15 protein-coding genes and 2 pseudogenes are annotated in these 18,750 nt (G+C 41.0%); 10 read left to right on the top strand and 7 right to left on the bottom strand.

Translation table 11 applies throughout. From position 1 onward, the window contains the following. Positions 1-97 precede the first annotated feature (97 nt). On the bottom strand, positions 98-295 hold the full coding sequence (locus ACTRWE_RS17060; RefSeq protein ID WP_008111942.1) for a CsbD family protein: 198 nt from the start codon (positions 293-295) through the stop codon (positions 98-100). 313 nt (positions 296-608) lie between these two features. Further along, positions 609-2,126, bottom strand: a complete 1,518-nt coding sequence (locus ACTRWE_RS17055) for a DUF3360 family protein (RefSeq protein ID WP_008464416.1) — start codon at positions 2,124-2,126, stop codon at positions 609-611. A gap of 568 nt (positions 2,127-2,694) precedes the next feature. Here ACTRWE_RS17055 and hrpB point away from each other — a divergent pair. The 3 genes and pseudogenes from hrpB (at position 2,695) to ACTRWE_RS17040 (ending at position 6,827) form a co-directional block, all read left to right on the top strand. Beyond that, positions 2,695-5,121, top strand: coding sequence for an ATP-dependent helicase HrpB (hrpB, locus tag ACTRWE_RS17050; protein ID WP_033104065.1), 2,427 nt, complete (start codon positions 2,695-2,697; stop codon positions 5,119-5,121). Positions 5,122-5,340: 219 nt separating this feature from the next. Further along, positions 5,341-5,891, top strand: a pseudogene (locus tag ACTRWE_RS17045) (heme NO-binding domain-containing protein). Beyond that, positions 5,884-6,827 (top strand): annotated as a pseudogene (locus tag ACTRWE_RS17040) (sensor histidine kinase). Before ACTRWE_RS17045 ends, ACTRWE_RS17040 begins: the two co-directional pseudogenes overlap by 8 nt. A gap of 77 nt (positions 6,828-6,904) precedes the next feature. On the opposite strand, the gene ACTRWE_RS17035 reads toward ACTRWE_RS17040, so the two are convergent. Then, on the bottom strand, positions 6,905-7,126 hold the full coding sequence (locus tag ACTRWE_RS17035; protein WP_008108632.1) for a hypothetical protein: 222 nt from the start codon (positions 7,124-7,126) through the stop codon (positions 6,905-6,907). 24 nt (positions 7,127-7,150) lie between these two features. Next, the gene (locus ACTRWE_RS17030) at positions 7,151-8,287 is read right to left on the bottom strand and encodes an ISAs1 family transposase (RefSeq protein WP_248475029.1); all 1,137 of its coding nucleotides are present in this window, start codon (positions 8,285-8,287) and stop codon (positions 7,151-7,153) included. A gap of 263 nt (positions 8,288-8,550) precedes the next feature. On the opposite strand from ACTRWE_RS17030, the gene ACTRWE_RS17025 reads away from it, so the two are divergent. Next, positions 8,551-9,264, top strand: coding sequence for a DUF1499 domain-containing protein (locus ACTRWE_RS17025; protein WP_335675078.1), 714 nt, complete (start codon positions 8,551-8,553; stop codon positions 9,262-9,264). A 120-nt stretch (positions 9,265-9,384) separates the two neighbouring features. Beyond that, positions 9,385-10,431, top strand: coding sequence for an NAD(P)-dependent alcohol dehydrogenase (locus ACTRWE_RS17020; protein WP_013464412.1), 1,047 nt, complete (start codon positions 9,385-9,387; stop codon positions 10,429-10,431). 54 nt (positions 10,432-10,485) lie between these two features. Here ACTRWE_RS17020 and ACTRWE_RS17015 read toward each other — a convergent pair whose 3' ends face one another. Next, positions 10,486-11,691 (bottom strand): MFS transporter, encoded by a 1,206-nt coding sequence (locus ACTRWE_RS17015; RefSeq protein WP_262976723.1) that lies wholly within the window; start codon positions 11,689-11,691, stop codon positions 10,486-10,488. 341 nt (positions 11,692-12,032) lie between these two features. Between ACTRWE_RS17015 and ACTRWE_RS17010 the strand changes: the two genes are divergently transcribed. The 3 genes from ACTRWE_RS17010 to ACTRWE_RS17000 all read left to right on the top strand — a co-directional run bounded on the left by ACTRWE_RS17010 (position 12,033) and on the right by ACTRWE_RS17000 (position 14,864). Continuing rightward, positions 12,033-12,455, top strand: coding sequence for a hypothetical protein (locus ACTRWE_RS17010; RefSeq protein ID WP_262976722.1), 423 nt, complete (start codon positions 12,033-12,035; stop codon positions 12,453-12,455). Next, positions 12,452-12,649 (top strand): helix-turn-helix transcriptional regulator, encoded by a 198-nt coding sequence (locus tag ACTRWE_RS17005; protein ID WP_013464415.1) that lies wholly within the window; start codon positions 12,452-12,454, stop codon positions 12,647-12,649. The genes ACTRWE_RS17010 and ACTRWE_RS17005 overlap by 4 nt, the downstream gene beginning before the upstream one ends. An 88-nt stretch (positions 12,650-12,737) precedes the next feature. Next, entirely contained in the window at positions 12,738-14,864 is a 2,127-nt protein-coding gene (locus ACTRWE_RS17000; RefSeq protein ID WP_335675080.1) for a TonB-dependent receptor plug domain-containing protein, read from the top strand. Positions 14,865-14,942: 78 nt separating this feature from the next. Here ACTRWE_RS17000 and ACTRWE_RS16995 read toward each other — a convergent pair whose 3' ends face one another. Further along, positions 14,943-15,824 carry a LysR family transcriptional regulator gene (locus tag ACTRWE_RS16995; RefSeq protein ID WP_335675081.1) on the bottom strand — a complete coding sequence of 294 codons (882 nt, stop codon included), beginning with the start codon at positions 15,822-15,824 and terminating at the stop codon, positions 14,943-14,945. A gap of 108 nt (positions 15,825-15,932) precedes the next feature. Between ACTRWE_RS16995 and ACTRWE_RS16990 the strand changes: the two genes are divergently transcribed. Beyond that, entirely contained in the window at positions 15,933-16,913 is a 981-nt protein-coding gene (locus ACTRWE_RS16990) for a TDT family transporter (protein WP_262976719.1), read from the top strand. A gap of 3 nt (positions 16,914-16,916) precedes the next feature. Here ACTRWE_RS16990 and ACTRWE_RS16985 read toward each other — a convergent pair whose 3' ends face one another. After that, positions 16,917-17,099, bottom strand: coding sequence for a DUF2986 domain-containing protein (locus ACTRWE_RS16985; protein WP_138561937.1), 183 nt, complete (start codon positions 17,097-17,099; stop codon positions 16,917-16,919). Between the two features lie 162 nt (positions 17,100-17,261). On the opposite strand from ACTRWE_RS16985, the gene ACTRWE_RS16980 reads away from it, so the two are divergent. Beyond that, a complete protein-coding gene (locus ACTRWE_RS16980) occupies positions 17,262-18,749 on the top strand; it encodes a dipeptidase (protein WP_033103933.1) in 1,488 nt (495 codons plus the stop codon). The last annotated feature ends 1 nt before the right edge of the window (position 18,750 follow it).

The following is an 18,750-nucleotide window of genomic DNA, read 5'->3' as shown; positions in this document are numbered from 1 at the left end:
CGAATATGTTAAATCTAGTGATTTTATTATTTACCAACAAAAAAACCGCCAATTGGCGGTTTTTTATTAGCAAGTAAAGCTGTTAACACGCTTTATATTAATGACCTTTCTCAAAGTCATTTACTTCGCGCTCGGCTTCATCTTTGGATTTACCGTATTTTTGCTGAATTTTACCAACAAGCTCGGTACGGCTACCTTCAATTTTATCTAAATCATCGTTGGTAAGATCGCCCCATTTTTGTTGCGCTTTACCTTTAAGTTCTTTCCAGTTTCCTTCGATACGATCGCTATTCATAATTAGCTCCTTATTAAGAGTGATGATTTTTCATTTTAAAAGCGTTACTAATAAAATGATTTTTAACGTTCACTTATAAAGTTGCAAAGGCTATACCAGAAAGTGAAACGCTTAATATATCAACTGCTTATGCTTTTTTGGTGCGTAAAGGTTTTTAGCTGGTGGCGAGCTTTATAAAAATTCTGTAGGGTGGCTTGTAATTATTTCAGGGACTGTCACTTCAGGGGGGATTATTACAGGAACACTGTGCTGGTTTTTTATAAGTATAAAAAAAGCGAGCTATTAAAGCTCGCTTTGCTGTTTAATAAAGGAATTAATGTCTAAAGCTAGGCATTAGCGCAGGAATGCCTGGCAGCATGCCTACCAGTGCCATTACACCGGTTAATAATACAAACATTATAAGTGGGATGACCCAGCGACTCATTCGCGATAAATCAGCACTTCTTTCTTTACAGCCAATAAGGCCCAAGTTATCAAGTAGCATAGTTAGTGACCAACCAAATGCAGGGTTTACTAGGCTTGATGCAAACACCACAATGGCGGCTGATTGGGTGGTTTTACCTTCACGGGTCATTTCCATACCCGCTTCAAGTAGTGGAATAAACACCCCTACAATTAAGGCAACACATAATACTGGCTGCCAAATAGCTAAGTCCATTGGGTAACCCCAAACACCCGCGATAATACAAAATAACGCAGTTAAAATTGCGCCTGCAGGAATAGGGCGTTTTGCAATAGCAGCAGGAACAATGTAAGTGCCCCAAGATGACGCAAAGTTAGCACCGCCTAATAGCGAGCCAAAGGTTTGTCTTGTTGATGCGCTAAGCATGGTATCGTCGATATTCATTTGTACTTTTTCAGTACGCTCTGGGTAACTAATTTTTTGAAATACTTGATGGCCTAAAAAGTCAGGCGACCACATAGCAACCGCTAAAACTGCAAAAGGAAGTACAACCACAAAGCTTTCTGCTGTGGGTAAGCCAAGCATCCAGCCGGTGTTTTCGCCCCACCAGTACATAGGGTTCATGTTTGGTAAGCCCGGTGCAGTATGAAACTCAAACGGTGCGCCCAATGCAAAAGCAGTAAAACCACCAATTAAACAGCTCAGTGGCACGGCTAACCAGCGTTTTTTGTAATGCTCCAATAAAGCATAAAGTAAAATTGTGGCTAAGATTACGATAAAGGCAATATGGGTCATTTGAATTTCTTCAGCCCATGCAAATAGTTTTTTAACCTGAGAAATGGTACCCACAAAGCCTAAATAGAGAAGCAAGCCACCACATACCCCTTTACTGGTGAGCTTGGCCATGAGACTGCCGCCTTTACTGAATGCTAATATCAATCCAAAGGCACCTATGAGCAAGCCAAAGGCCATAGGGTGTCCGCCTGCGGCAACCACAATAGGAATTAATGGAATGAGTGGGCCATGAGTACCCGCTAAGTTAGCGGTCGGTAAAATAAAGCCAGAAAATAGTAAAATAAATAACGAAACAATTAAAAGTTCGTAGCGTACGTTTTCAAGTACAAAGCCATCACTCAACCCCAAAGGGCCTGCAAAAGTGGCAGCAATGGCTGCAACCATCACAACTTTACCTATAGTTGCGGCCATCGCTGGAATGGTGTCTTCAAATTCAAAGCGATAATCTCTAAACGGTAAATTTGGACGCCAGCGTTTTGGCTGCATAATTTGCAGTTCGTGCTCTAGATAAGCGTCGCGGCTTTCAAACTCAGAGCTGGGTTTATGAAGATTTTCATAGCTATCGGACACGGTTTGAGTATCCGCTCCTGGTATAGCATCAGATGAATTATCATCTAGCGGCTTGGTGGTCATGACTTCTCCTGCAACTTAGTTGCTAACTCAAAATAAAAATACAGCTTTTACAAAGCAAATGAACGTTGAGTGCGCAGGGTAAAACAGCTTGCTACAGATTGTAATTAGGCAAAAGGTCGTGCATAGCCCAGTTTAACGCTTTGTAAGTGTTAACAAAAATAGCAAAGGGATGTGTTGTAACTGGCTTGTTAAATTTAAAAGATCTTTAAATTCAGTGGTTTATGTTTTTGTTTTTACAGTGTGATCTTGCCATGTAAAATAGCAGAAAGGTCATAAAATCAGCAGATTCAGCAGCAATCATTCTTTAGTCTAATAAAGGTGACGTTAGCCGCTATTTGCTTATTATAAATACAATTAGCCGCAAAGTTGCACAAAACGTAACAATTAAAAAGAGTTTTTACTTAGCTTTAGCTTCGGTTTACAGCTTTATACCTACTAGGTATTTGAAACGAAATGCAATCGTGAGCTAATTTAAGGGCATTTAAATCACTTAAAACGCCACTTGCTTTTTAATAATAAAACGATATTTTTTGCTACAATGGCGGCAAAGTAATTTAGGGTAAATAGCGTGCTGCCGGTTCAAGAAATATATACTTCACTCATTGATGCTTTAAAAGCCAACCCAATCACCTTACTGCAAGCGCCGCCTGGTGCTGGTAAATCAACATGGTTGCCATTACAGCTTATGCGCGATGGACATTATAAGCGCATCGTCATGTTAGAGCCGCGGCGCTTGGCGGCGAGAAATATTGCCAATTATTTAGCGCACTGCCAAAACGAAACGCTGGGGCAAAGTGTCGGTTTACGGGTGCGAGGTGAAAGCAAAGTCAGCACACACACTCGCCTTGAAATAGTTACCGAAGGCATGCTTACGCGCATGTTACAAAACGACCCTGATCTTAGTGATGTTGATTTACTTATTTTTGATGAGTTTCATGAGCGCTCTATTGCCGCCGATACCGCACTGGCTTTTGCTTTAGAGTCGCAAGCAGCATTGCGTGAAGATTTAACTATTATGCTGATGTCGGCCACCCTTGATAGCGATCGCTACACTGAGTTTTTTAATTGCCCAGTGATCCAGTCAAACGGGCGAAGTTACCCTATTGACGAAGTATATTGCCCAATAAAAGATGAAAGCCGCTGGCTTGATGCTATTCCACCAATAATAAAACAAGCACTCAATGAGCAAACAGGCAGTGCGCTGGTATTTTTACCCGGCCAGCTTGAAATACTGCGCGTGCAGCAAGCGCTGAGCGACTTGCCCAGTGATTGTATTGTTGCCACATTATTTGGCGAACAAGATAAAGCCAATCAACAAGCAGCAATTGCACCAGCGCCTCAAGGGATGAGAAAAGTAGTATTAACGACCAATGTTGCCGAAACCAGCTTAACCATTGAAGGTATTAGAATTGTTGTTGATAGCGGCAAGCGCCGTGCAGCCAGCTTTAATTTAAAAACCGGTGTAACTGAGCTTACCACGCAAAGTATATCGCGTTCATCGGCAGTACAGCGCGCAGGGCGTGCAGGACGAATAGAACCAGGGGTTGTGTATCGGTTAGGTTCAAAACAAACTTTTGAGAGACGAAACAGCCACGATAACCCTGATATTCTTACCTCAGATATTAGCCAACTGATGCTTGAGGCGAAGCAATGGGGCGCAAGCATTAGTGAACTCACCTTACTTGACCCGCCAAGTGAGCAACAATGCAGCCAAGCTACCAATTTATTATCTATGCTTGAAGCCATAGATAGTAACGGTAAGCTCACCACGCTGGGTAGTAAAATGTTGGGCTTTGGTGCCGATATTCGCTTAGCGCATATGTTATTAAAAGCGCAAATGTTAGAGCCACGATTAAATGGGATTTATCGCTTAGCTATTTATTTGGTGGCCTTACTAGAAAGCCGAGTTAGCACTGCCAATGAGCTCAACCTAGCACTGCATAGTCAACAGCAGCGTCCGCATCCTGTGTTTAAGCAACAATTAAATTATTGGTTAAAACGCTTAAAATTTACCGATAGCCGCACAGATTTAAACACTGAACATTTAAGCTTATTAGTATCGCTTGGCTATCCAGATCGGATTGCTAAAAAACGTGGCAATGGCTACTTATTAGCAAATGGGGCAGGGGCTGAGCTAAACCCTGACTACTGGCATAATGACGAATATATAGCTATTGCCAGTATGGGCGGGCATAAAGGCGGGCGAGTTTTTGCAGCCACGGCGCTAAATCCATTAGCGCTTAAAGAGTATTTACCGCATTTATTCACTGAGTTGACCCGCTGCGAGTTTGATGAAAAAGCCGCTCGGTTTATTCATCAAGATGAAGTAAAACTTGGGGAAATTACCCTTAGTAGCCAACCAAGTAAACATAAGCTTGATAAAACAGAGCGTGCCAAGGCATGGCTTAGTGTGTTTGCCAAACAGGGCTTTTCACTGTTTAACGAGCAAAAAGAAAGTGAGCAGTTACTTATTAGAATGTGCCTAGCCAGCAAATTGATGCCAGAACAGTTTCCTGTTATTAATCAGCAGCAGCTCATTGAAACAGCAGGTGATTGGTTAGGAGTATACCTTGAAGATATTAAAACCCTTGAGCAACTTAAAAAATTTAATTATTTTGAGGCACTACAAAACTGTTTTAATTGGCAACAGCAAAGCGAGCTAAAATCTTTACTCCCACTGCGACTAACAGTACCAAGTGGCTCTAACATAAAAATTGAATACCAACTTGATGGACCTGCCAAGCTTAGTGTGCGCATGCAAGAGGTATATGGTTTAACCAGTACACCTATGCTAGCTAACGGTAAATTAGCATTGCTAATGGAGTTGTTATCGCCAGGCAAGCGTTCATTACAGTTAACCCAAGACTTAGCACATTTTTGGAATAGTAGTTACCGCGAGGTACAAAAAGAGATGAAAGGGCGCTACCCCAAACATTTTTGGCCAGACGATCCTGCCAATAGCGTTGCCACTAATAGAGTAAAAAGCAGAATGTGATCACGCTTCCTTAATGTCACTTAATGTTAAACGTTGACCATACAAATAACGAACATTTTTGGGCGTTTTACAAGCACTAAACTATTATTACTTTAATGCTGATATTTTACAGAGTAAGACTTACTACGCTAGTGTACATATGAGTCGTAAGGTAGCGAGCGTTTGTAACTAATTGAAGATGCAGCTAACAATCTAAAAGTGATAATAGAGGGAAGATGCATGAAAGACGTTATCTTTAGAGGGCTTGAGGCACTGGTTATTGAAAAATGTGGCATGGCTGCATGGGACGACTTACTTGAATAAATGCACCTGAAGGTCGTGTTTATATTTCTGCAGAAAGTTACCCGGATGAAGAAATAGTTGGTTTGGCACAAGATGTAGCAACTGCACTTTCTATGTCTATGCCAGAGGTATTAAAGGCCTTTGGAGAGTATTTATTTTCTCACTTAAAGGCACGTCACCCAGCTATAGTAGACAGCTTTAATAGTTTTGCTGATCTCATTATTAGTATTGATAAAGTAATTCATGTTGAAGTAGCTAAGCTTTATCATGAGCCTAATTTACCTGAAATTGACGCCAAAATTATTGAAGACGGGTTTATTTTAATGCGTTACAACTCTAAGCGACAGCTTTGTATGTGCGCCGAAGGGCTTATTTTTGGTGCAGCGGCTCATTATGGGGTTGATGCTAAACTTAATCATGCCCAGTGTATGCATGATGGGTTTGATTCGTGTTTAATTGAAATAAAATATGAGACTCCCCATGGCTGAAGACGACTACAATTATAAAAAAGCGTATTTGCGCGAAAAATCAGCCAGAGATCAATTAGAAACCCTACTAGAAGACAAAACACGGGCATTGTTTATTGTTAATCAAGAGCTGGAAGAAAAGCTCGAAACGGTTAAAAACCAACAAATAACCTTAATGCAAAGCGAAAAAATGGCCACGCTAGGGACGCTCTCTGCTGGCATGGCCCACGAAATAAATAACCCGCTTGATTACATAACCAGTAATGTAGAAAGTATAAAATTTATAAAGCCCGTGTTGGTTTCGCTAATGACGGCGGCTCACAATTTGTAGATAAATCGATTTCAGTATCGCAGTTAGAGTCTATTTTAGTTCAGCTCAATCAAGAGAACGATTTAAGCTTTATTGTGGACGATATTGATGACTTAGTTGATGATACCCAAGAGGGATTAGAGCGCATAGCTCATATTGTTAGTAACCTTGTCGACTTTGCAAGCCTAAAAGACAACGTAACTGCAATGGCAGATATTACAGAATCACTCAATGGCACACTAAAACTACTCGACAACCAGCTAGGGACGTGTGCTATAGAGTTACACATTGAAAAGTTACCTCTAACACGGTGTAATATTTCATCTATGAAACAAGTGTTTGTAAACTTATTAATTAATGCCAAACACGCCTGCGACGATTTGCGCGATCAGCAAGGAAAAATAAGTGTTAAGCTGTTTGCCAATGAAAACAATATTTACATAGAGGTGGCAGATAACGGCTGTGGAATGGACGCTGATACACTTAAACAAATGTTCGATCCCTTCTTTACCACTAAACCAGTAGGCCAAGGCACTAGTATGGCTATAGTTTACAATGTGCTTAAAGAGCACAATGGCACTATAGAGGTTGAAAGTGAAGTAGGTATGGGGTCTTTAATACGTTGTGTAATACCTATTGCTACATAACTTTGTAAGCTTAAAGTTTTAAAATGTAGGCATGACTACAAAGTGTGTTGTGGCTATTGAGCGTAGGTATAAGTATCTTAACTCGACACTTCTTGCCCGCCGTGTTGCTCGGCTAAATCATCAAGTTCGGCAACGGTATAATCAAATCCGCTTTCATCATATTCGTAGCTTACTTTAACGCTGTCGCCGCCATTAAAAAGACGTGTTTTTACGTCATTGACTGGCCAATCTTTTAATTCGTGTAAAAAGCGGTTGGCTACTTGTGATGACTCAAACCGGTAACTAATCTCTGTTTTCATAAATAATAATACCCTGATACACGGCTAGCGCATTTTAATCCCAGACTCTAACAGGGTTGAGCGGTAATCATCGTCTAGCCCTGCCATTTTCTTTTTCCTCGCCATACTTGCTGACTTAGATGCATCTTGTTTAAAAAGCGCCATGGCTATCTTTCGCATTACATTAAACATTAATGGCCCTTGAAGTTTGCGTATTCTCGATTCATCTTCTCTGAAGTTCATATCAAGCATCCAATGCATGCTTTCAACCTGCCAGTGACTGCGTACTGCATTGAGTGCTTGCGCTGCATTTAAGTCTAATGAACTTATATACCAGCGTGTTTCAGTGGTATCCGACCCTGCCGACTTATCATGAACTTCAGCCCTGACCTTAATAATACTCGTTAAGCCAGGCCAACGATAATCCTTGCCTAGCCAGCTTTTATCTATAAGTAACTGCTGGCATGTACGTGTTTCAACACGCCCATGTCCTGAGCTTATTTCGGTATGTTCATCACAATTATGCTTAGTTAACCTTTCACGCTCGCACTTGTGCCACCACGCTTCTAGTTCCTTTTGCATGCCTGAATGATTACCTTTAAGTGCAAGAATATAATCTGCTTTTTGTTGGATGATTTGTTTTGCTATTTCTTGTTGGCATCCCATCGCATCTAACGTAATGATACTGTTTTCAATATCGAGCAGGGTGAGTAATTCTGGTATTGCGGTGATTTCATTTGTTTTATTATCAACAGCCGTCTGCCCAAGCACTAACTGGTGTTGGCAACTCCATGCACTGACCGTGTGTAAGGCACTTTTTCTGTCTTTTGTGGTAAATGAACGCCGTGCGGTTTTGCCATCAATAGCGATGATATCTGCACCTGTGATTTCAATCAGTGATGATATCCAAGATTGAAATGCCCTTTCTATTTCATTTGCTTTTAACCGACACATGACGCGCGCAATCGTGTCATGTTTTGGAATTCCTGCGTTGAACGTGCCGTATTTTTTTAACCAATCAAGTTTTAGGTGCCCAAAGTCTTCAATATCTTCCCATCCTTCTGCACCAGAGAGCACAGCGCTAATAGCAAGGAGAAGAATATCGATAAGTTCATGCTTTTTACAACGTTCAATGCGAGGATCTGTAATTGAATTAAAATGTTTCAGAAAAGTAGTGCTCATATTTATGCGACCAAGTAATTATTATGCCTTGATCTGATCACTACTTGCTCTATAAGTTCAATTTATAATGATCTTGCCGTGTACCCTGATAATTTTACCCCCGTAGTTTGTTGATTTTTACCAAGGAGTCAAGTTATCTACTTTAAAAGGGCAATAAATTATGACTTTATAGATACTTATCGGTCATAGTAATCTAAATTGGAGTGTTAACAGTATAAAGCTGTTTAAAAAACAATAACCATATAACAATAACGGAGTAGGCAATGAAACATTTAGTGAGCTTAGTTGGGCTTATCGCTTTTTTAATGGTGGTACTACCGGGACCTCTTTATAAATTTAATATGGTTGAGCTAGGTACTGCCTTTGCTGGTTTTAGGTTAGGCGTTTATGTTGGTGGGGCAGCATTAGCCTTATTGTTAGTTCAAGTGCTATTCATGCGTAAAACAGTGAGCCTAACCAGTGCAGTGATCACGGTTATTTTTGCAGCTGTTGCTATTGCAATGCCGATTAACATGATGAATACAGCAAAAAGTGTTCCGCCAATTCATGATATTTCTACCGATTTAATTAACCCACCTAAGTTTGTTGCGGTTGTGCCTTTACGTGCTGATGCACCTAACCCTGTTGCTTACGCGGGTGAAGAAACGGCAGCGCAGCAACGTGAAGCGTACCCAGAACTAAAACCGCTCGAGTACAACCAAACCCAAACAGAGCTGGTGGCAGCAATTACTAAAGCCATGGAAAACTTAGGCTGGGAACTGGTTAATAGTGATGTTAATAATGGCATTGTTGAAGCAACAGACACCACAACATGGTTTGGTTTTAAAGACGATGTTGTGGTTCGTATTAACGATAAAGGCAGTAAGCGTGTGGTCGACATACGTAGTAAATCACGCATTGGTAAAAGTGATTTAGGTAAAAATGCACAGCGTATTAAAACACTGATTGAAGAGTTAAATGCCGTTGTTGTGGAATAATTGAATACTAATAAACAGCCCTTGCGTTTTTCAGGGCTATTTGCAGTTGCACATGATCAGCTTATGTTCATAGCTGACAGTGCATACTGTGGATGATTTTTAATAAACTATGGAGTTATTATGAAAACAGTCGGATATGCAGCAAAAAGCCAAGGTTCTGAGCTTACAGAGTTTTCTTTTGAGCGCCGCGATTTACGAAATAACGATGTAGCAATAGAAATTTTATATTGTGGTGTGTGCCATTCAGACTTACACGCAGTGCGTAACGACTGGGGGGGTAGTAATTACCCATTAGTTCCTGGGCACGAAATTGTAGGTAAAGTAATATCAGTCGGTAGTGATGTAAAAAAATACAAACAAGGCGATACAGTTGCCGTAGGGTGTATGGTTGACTCCTGCCAAAGCTGTGACCAATGTGATAATCACGAAGAGCAATTTTGTCGTGAAGGCATGGTCGGTACTTACAGCGGGACCGATAGAGTTAACGGCGAAATGACTCAAGGTGGTTACTCTAAACACGTTGTAGTACGCGAAGAGTTTGTATTATCAGTGCCTGAAAACTTAGAATTATCGCGCGTGGCGCCGTTACTTTGCGCCGGTATTACTACTTATTCACCGTTACATAAATGGGGTGTAAAAACAGGTAGCCGTGTTGCAGTGGTAGGCCTTGGTGGATTAGGTCATATGGCGGTTAAAAATGCAGTAGCAATGGGGGCAACCGTTACTGTTATTGGTCGTACTGAGTCTAAAAAAGAAGATGCAATTAAGCTCGGCGCACAGCATTATTTAGTATCAAACAATGATGATGAAATGAAAAATGCGCAGTCAGCGTTTGATGTCATTATTGATACCGTGCCTGTAAAGCATGACTTATCAATTTACACACCACTACTTGATATCGATGGTACCTTGGTTATTGTTGGCCAAGTAGGCCCAGTAGATGAGCTAAACACAGTTCCTCTTTTAATGGGTCGTCGTCGTGTGGCTGGTTCGTTAATTGGCGGAATTGCAGAAACACAGCAAATGCTTGATTTTTGTGGTGAGCACAACGTACTGCCAGAGTGTGAAATGATCAACATAGACGAAATTAACACCGCTTATGAGCGTATGGAACGCTCTGATGTGCGATACCGTTTTGTTATTGATATGTCATCTATTAGCGTTTAATACGCTAAAGAGTAAAATGTAAAAAGAGCCGCTTAGCGGCTCTTTTTGTTTTTATTAACAAGGCTGTGCCTGTTTAGTTTTGTTGCCGCTAATTTGTATATAACTAAGCAGCCACATTAACAGCCCACCTAAAAATAAAGCCGCAGCAACATAGCCTGTTTGATTTGGCGCTGCCCCTTTTGCAATAGCAATGCCGCCAACCCAAGGGCCAATAGCATTTGCAATATTAAACGCACACTGCACTAATGCCCCAATCATGGCGTGGCCGTCAGGTGATACATCCATTAATAGCGTTTGCACTAAGGTTGATAGCCCTAAGCTGCAGCCAATAAAAAATATAACCGCATACAGCAGATAAATATTATAGCTGGCACTGACATATGCAAATGCAAAAACAATGGTAGAGGCAAGCGTAAATCCGGTGGTTTTAATCGCTGATTTATCGGCAGCTTTACCTAGTACGTAATTACCGAGCGTAGAGCCAATACCAAACATCACCATAGCAATTGAAATTGTATAGGGCGCGCTCTGAGTGACCTCTAAGATCGTATCGGCCACATAGGTATAAATACAAAATACGCCACCAAAGCCAATAATAACAATCCCTAATATTGACCAAACCAGTTTGTTTTTTAGCACCCCTAATTCGTTGAGTAAGTTAGAAGTATGGGTGTTTTTAACATTAGGCACCACGTTATACACAAAAATAAAGGCAATAAACGCCAACACCCCAGCTGCAGCGAGGCAATAACGCCAACTAAGATTTTGCCCAACCAATGTCACCACCGGCACACCAACGATAGTGGCTATGGTTAAGCCCATAAACACTTTTGACATAAAGCTAGCGCGTTTTCCTTGCGGTGCTATATCAGAGGCCAGTAATAACGCGGCACCAAAATAAGCGCCATGGGGAAGGCCACTTAAAAACCTAAACAGCACCAGTTGTTCTAACGAGGTCGCTAATGCACTTAAACTGTTTGAAATACACATTAAGCTTAAAAATAATAATAGCGCTCGTCGTTTTCGCATATTTGCCGTTGCCAACATTAAAATGGGTGCGCCAACCACCACCCCAAGAGCATAAGCACTAATAGCATAACCACTTTGTGACGGGGTACTGCCAAATGCCTCACTAATTAATGGCAACATAGGCATCATAGAAAATTCAGATAACCCCAAAATAAAAGTACCCAACGCCAGCACAATTAAAATAGCGGTTCTATTGGGCTGACCCGACGGCAATGTAGTATCAACGGCCATATAAAATCCTTGAAGATAATAAATAAAATTTAATAACAAACTAAACGCCAGTGCGTTTAAAAATAAAGCACACACGCTTATTTAGTTGAATGTGGAAATGAGGAGTAAAGAGGCGTGCATTTTAAATTAAAAGCTCTCTTTCGTCATGGACTAAACCATAATTTAAGATGAATAAAATTTAACTTAAGCCAACCAAAGGATGGTTAAGTAAGTTCAGCAAAGTATTAACGCAATCAAAAATAAGCAGTGTTAAATTTAAAATGTAACGTTAACTTGACTTTTTGTAAGGCATGAATGATATTTGTAAAGTAAACATTACTTTTAAAAACAGGATAAAGGCAATGAAAGCAGAATTAAATTTAAAACAACGCCAAATTAAAAATACCAGTTACCTAGCTAAATGGACCTTAATATGGCTTTTTACTTTAGCTATTTGCAGCTTTGGCCCCACTTTAATCTGGGATCGTTCAGCGCTAATTAGTGGCTTTTTTATTATTATAAATTTGGCTGCTGGCGTAGGGATGATTTTAGCCAACAAGCGCTATTTGCAAGGCATGGATGAATTAATGCAAAAAATACATCTCAGTGCCATGGGGGTTACCTTAGGTGCAGTGTTAGTAGGCGGGCTGGCATACACCAATTTACAATTGAGTGGTTTAATTGATTTTAAAGCGCAAATACCCGACTTAATGTTTTTAATGGGGGCGGTGTATTTAATTAGTGTGTATGTGCTTAATAAACACTATTGCGCAGGTGATGAATGAAAAATAGATTAAAAGTGTTAAGAGCTGAGCATAATTTCACTCAAGCAAAGTTGGCAGAGCTGTTGGATGTATCGCGCCAAACGATTAATGCCATTGAAAAGGGCAAGTTCGATCCCAGCTTGCCACTGGCTTTTAAGGCCGCAAGGTTGTTTAAACTTAAAATAGAAGACATTTTTGATGACGAACAGGGTTAAAAATTAACAAAGTGCGACAATATGTCGCGCTTTTTAACTTGCCGCAGCACGTATAATTTACCCACAAAATTTTTGTGGTAAATCAATAATGACTGATAAAAAAAATCCCCTAACCTCTTATTTATTATCCCCTTTAGCGCTTGTTATAAGTAGCGTATTATCGCCAGTTGCTTTTGCAGATGACACCTCAATTGAAGTGATTGAAGTGCACGGCCAAGCACAAAACAAACACCTATCGTTAGGTTCATCTGAATCGTTATTAACTGATTTAGGTGTGGACTTTTCAGCCGCCGGTGGCATGGCTAACTTACCTGTTTTAAATGGTTTAATGGGCGATAGAGTGGCGGTACTGGTCGATGGAGCGCAAATCACCGCCGCCTGTGCTAACCAAATGAACCCGCCACTGTCGTATATTTCAGCCAATCAAATTAGTAGCTACAAAGTAATTGCGGGTATTTCTCCAGTAAGCGCCGGTGGCGATAATATTGCAGGGGTGATCGCGGTTAATTCTATTTCACCTCAGTACAGTGAAAGCAAGCAACTTGGCTGGCACTCTGGCTACGTATCAGCCCAATACAATACGCTAGATAACGGCAAAAAGGTCGGCGCAGGTATGCGCATTGCCAGCGATGTATTCAGTTTTAATTATCAAGGTGCGTTTAGCGATGCTAACAGTTATGAAGATGGTAACGGCGATTTAGTGCTCGATACCCTGTACCGCGCGCAAAACCATAGTTTAAGTGCTGCCATGCGCGATGATAAGCAACAATTAGTGGTTAAGCTAAGTCATCAAAAAATACCCTATCAAGGCTTTGCTAATCAATATATGGATATGACAGATAACACCAGCTATGGTGTTGTGGCCCAGTATAAGCGCACTTTTACAAACAGTGAGCTTGAAGCGCAGTTAAACTGGCATAGCGTAAAGCATGAAATGGGCTTTTTCAGCGCAGAAAAAACCGGAAAAATGCCAATGAAAACCGACGCCGAAGATATAAGCACTCAGTTAAAATGGCGATTAGCGCTTGATAACAACAGCCAGTTATTACTCGCCCAAGAGTACCATTATATGAATATTGATGATTGGTGGCCTGCGGTTGAAGGCTCAATGATGATGGGGCCAAATGACTATAAAAATATTAATAATGGCCGACGTCAGCGTATTGCTTTGCTTGCTGAATATGAAAGCCAACTAAATACTCGCTGGTGGTTAAATGCAGGCATTCGATTTGAAAATGTAATGACCAACACTGATGATGTGCAAGCATATAACCCAGGCATGGCTGCAATGAATGCGATGGCCATGGCGATGCCAAGCGATGCAATGGCCGCTAAAAATTTTAATAACCAAAGTAAAAAACAAACAGATAATTTAGTTGATGCAAACGTGCTGTTTAATTATCAACTAAGCAATAACGACGAACTACAAATTGGCTTAACCCGTAAAAATCGTGCGCCTAATTTATACGAACGCTACAGTTGGGGGGTGGGCAATATGGCCACCACTATGATTGGATGGTACGGCGATGGCAACGGCTATATTGGTAACATTGCCCTTAAACCTGAAACCGCACATACGCTTAGCACTACGTATACCCGTATGGCTAAAGACGACAGCTGGCGTATCAGTGCTAATGCATGGGTGAGCGATGTAAATGATTATATTGACGTCAACAGAGTAAGAAGCTTTAACCGCACAGCGCTTGCAGCTAATACCCGTAATGTACTTATGTTTAATAACCTAGATGCCACGCTTTATGGAGTAAAGCTAGATGCGGTTGCTACTCTGCACGAGTCTAAGCAGTATGGTAGTTGGTCGTTAAAAGCTAACATTACCAATACCCGTGGTAAGCGCGACGATACCAATCAGCCGCTTTATCAAATTAAGCCACTGCAAACCCAATTTGCGATTAACCAGCAAGTTGGCCGCTTTGAAAACGCTCTCACGTGGCAGTGGGTCGATAGTAAAACCCGCGTAGATAGCAACCGCCTAGAAAACCAAACTGAGCAGTATCATTTACTTAATTTAAGCTCTAAAGCCAGTTGGGATGCATTGACCGTGAGTGTTGATATTACCAACCTGCTTGATGAGTATTATGAATTACCATTAGGTGGCGTAAGTATTGCAGAATTTAAACAAGATATGTCGCAGGGCTTTAATCAATTAGCTGGGCAGGGGCGCTCTATAAATTTAGCCATGAGTTACGCGTTTTAAGATGAGAGAGTAAGTTAGTACCAGCCGTCAGATTCGATTTTAGGTTAATCGAGTCTGACGGTTTATTGCCATTAATTTTTAAGTTTGCTTGTGACAAAAATCTATAAACTGCGTTAACAGTGGGTTTTTGTATTTGTCTTTATGCATCACTAACCAAAACTGCCTTTGCATGGAGTGGTTTAAATTAAGCTGTTTAACACGGCCATCTTTTAGGGCATATTGCGCAGCAAGTGATGATAAACATCCTAACCCTAAGCCATTTGCTACACAGTTTATAAGCGCTTCAGTGGTATTGAGCTCTACGCTTTGCGTCCAATTTTTAATTTGTGGCGCAAGGCTATGTAAAAAGAAGGAACGCGAGCCTGAACCAGTTTCTCTTAATACCCATTGGCTACGATTAAAGTCGTTAAAGCTAAGTTGCTTTTTTGCAGCCAATGGGTGGTTTATTGGCGCAATAATACACATGGTGTCTTGACTAAACACATTAGAGACTAAATCGCTTTGGTGGGCTTGGCCCTCAATAAGTGCTATATCGAGCTCGTAATCTATAAGTTTTTGACAAATAAGCGTCGAATTGGAAATCAGTATTTGTTGCGAGTAATGCTGTTGCTGCGCTCTAAAGTTGCTTAACAAAGCAGGCAATACATGATTACCAATCGTGTCGCTGGCACCAATTTTTAAAGTTCCGCTGGCAGGAGCGTTGTCTAAAAACAAGTCATCGATAGTATTTGCCCGATTTAATAGTTCATCAGCAAGGGGCAGTAGTTTTTGCCCTTCTTGATTTAATAATAAGCGATTATTTACACGATAAAATAATGGATGGCCTAATTGTTTTTCAAGCTCGCTAAGCGCCATACTCACCGCCGCTTTAGATAGAAACAATGATTCAGACGCTGCTGTAAGGGAGCTGTGCTGGGTTATGCCTACAAATACTTTAAGTTGCTTAAGTGAAATATTCATTATGCTATGTTTAGTTTGCCTGAACGTGCGTTCTATATAATTAGATTTAACTTAACAAAATGCAAGCGTAAACTTCTCTGTAAGTTACAACCACAGGGTGCAATAGAGATGTTTAAACATATAAAAACAAAAATATCTGGTGCACCAACACCAATGGGCGGTTTGGCATTAGGTATTGCCAGCCTAGGTTGGGCTTGGGAGAGTATGGCTAACCTAAATGGCGTAGCACAATATGCCGGTGCCGCTATTGCGAGCGTATTATTGCTATTGTTAACACTTAAGTTTTTATTACATCCTCAGCTGCTTAAAGCCGATTTAGCCCATCCGGTTGTGGGAAGTGTGGTGCCTACTTTTGCTATGGCTACTTTAGTGGTGTCTAATTCTTTAGGGCAGTTTTACTCCCTTGCGGGAGATATGCTTTGGGTTGGTGCATTTTTATTGCATTTGGTGTTTTTAATCAGCTTTATTGCTCATCGCGTGATTGAATTTAAAATTGAGCATATGGTGCCAAGCTGGTTTGTACCGCCGGTTGGGATCATTGTTGCCGATGTCGCGTTTTCAGGGAATCCGGCTCTGCTATTTTTAGCACAAGGGGCGCTTTATTTTGGCATGCTGATGTATGCAGTTATGTTGCCTATGATGATTTACCGGATCATTTTTGCTGCGCACATTCCTGATGCTGCACAACCTACACTGGCTATTTTAGCGGCGCCAGCAAGTTTATCGTTAGCTGGTTACTTTACAGTTATCAGCGAGCCGTCACCGGTTATTATTGGCTTGTTATTTGGAATTGCGGTACTGATGACCTTTATAATTTACGTCGCATTTTTTAAATTACTGCGCCGTCCATTTTGCCCAGGTTACGCTGCGTTTACTTTTCCTATGGTCATTGGTGCTACCGCGTTATTTAAACTTGCCGCATGGATGCATACAGTGGGAATTGATTTGCAGTTTGTTAAGCAAATACAGTATTTAGCAACGTTTGAATTGATTGTGGCAAGTGGGGTAGTTTGCTATGTGGCGGTTCGTTATTTGGCTCACTTTAAGCTTTTTAACACTCAATTTAAGCCTCTCACCCTATCGCAATAACAATTAAACGCTTGTTTGCACTACTTCGTTGGCCGCGTGCTCAATTGCTTGTTCGGCATCTTGCTCAGCAAGCTTTGCGCGCTCTGCTTTTGAAACATAAGTCGGCTTGTTGCTTTTATGCAGCTTGGCATTAGCGCGCTTATCTTTCTTTTGAAACTTAGTAACGATTTTTTTTCTGCGATTCATGATTAACCCCGTAATTTTGAGCTGCGCATTATACAGGCATCTTGTTCAAAGCTGTTAGATAAATTATAAGCTTTGCTTGTAGGTCTGCCGCAAAGCGCTGTTTGTCACTTTACAAGGAGGTTATAATTAGTGTTCTTTGTTGTTAATTAAATGGAATCTGTTTTGAACAAGCTAGCTTTAGCAAGTATTGCCTTATGTGCATTTAGCGCTCATGCACAATTAAATAAACACAGTGAAAGCGTGGCCGATTACGCAGTTAATAACTATCAAAATGCACAGGTGCATACGCTTACTAATTTAGTATCGTTTCCTACGGTTAATAAAAGTGAGATCAGCGCACCACAAAACCCCGACTTTATAGGCTTTAAAGCGTTATTAAAAATGAAAGCCGCTGAACTTGGCTTTGACTACCAAGATTTAGGCTATACCGTACTCATAGGCATGGGTGAGCAAAAAGAAAAAGTAACCATAGTGACTCACGGTGATGTACAACCTGCAAACGCCAGCAAATGGAAACAAAGCCCATTTATTATTGATACCTCAGAGCCGGGTAAATTAGTTGGCCGAGGTACCGAAGACGATAAAGGCGCTATAGCCACCGCTTTATATGCGATGAAAGCCATAAAAGATAAAGGCATAACCCTTGATAACCGCATTGAGCTGATGGTTTATTTGGCCGAGGAGTCTGATTGGGGGCCGTTAACTGAGTTTATGAAAACCTATGAGCAACCAAAGTATGCGATAACCATTGATGCCTCATACCCTGTAGTGGTTGCTGAAAAAGGCTGGAGCTTAATTGCGCCAACATTTGATGCAACATCACCACAAACAGGTGTGTATGTCAGCAATGTAAAGGGTGGTGCCTTTGCTAGCCAAATCCCTGAAGATGCCAGCTTAACTTTGCATAATGCGAGTCCTGAATTGGTGGCTCAATTAAAACAAACAGCCAAGGTTCTTAAGCAAGTAGAATTTACCTTTGATGATCAAACAGATGGAACTTTAATTAGTGTTAAAGGCATGTCGGCTCACTCATCTGAGCCAGAGTCAGGTGTTAACGCCATTGCTTATTTGGCTGAACTATTTAAAGCCGTTGAGCTTGAAAACAACAGCGACGGTCAGCTCATTAAGTTTGTAAATCAGCTAATTGGCCTAGATATTCACGGTAAACAGTTTGGTGATATTGCGTATAAACATGACTTTATGGGGCCAATGACGGTAGCGCCCACAGTTATTGAACGAGACGGTAATAACCTAACGTTAGCGGTTAATGCTCGTCGTCCTATGGGTAAAGAGGCTGACTTACTAAAACAGCAAATTAATAGTGCGCTTACTCAATGGCAAGCTGATAATAAAGTAACATTAGCCAATGTTAAAACTACTATTGGTACACCCATGTTACTTGATGACGCGCCCCATGCGCAGAAGTTACTTGATATTTTTAAACACTTTACTGGCGATCAAGACGCAGATTTTGTCTCTATTGGTGGTGGTACCAACGCTAAGTTATTTGATAATGCCGTATCGTTTGGCCCATCAATGCCGGGTAAGCGCTACACCGGTCACTCAGAGCATGAATTTATTACGCTTGAGCAACTAGCACTTAATTTACGTATGTACACCGCAATGATGATAGAGCTGGGTAATATGTAAT

It is taken from the genome of Pseudoalteromonas sp. G5_S1_54_S4, assembly GCF_054968565.1.
This window is presented reverse-complemented; position numbering and strand designations above follow the sequence as displayed.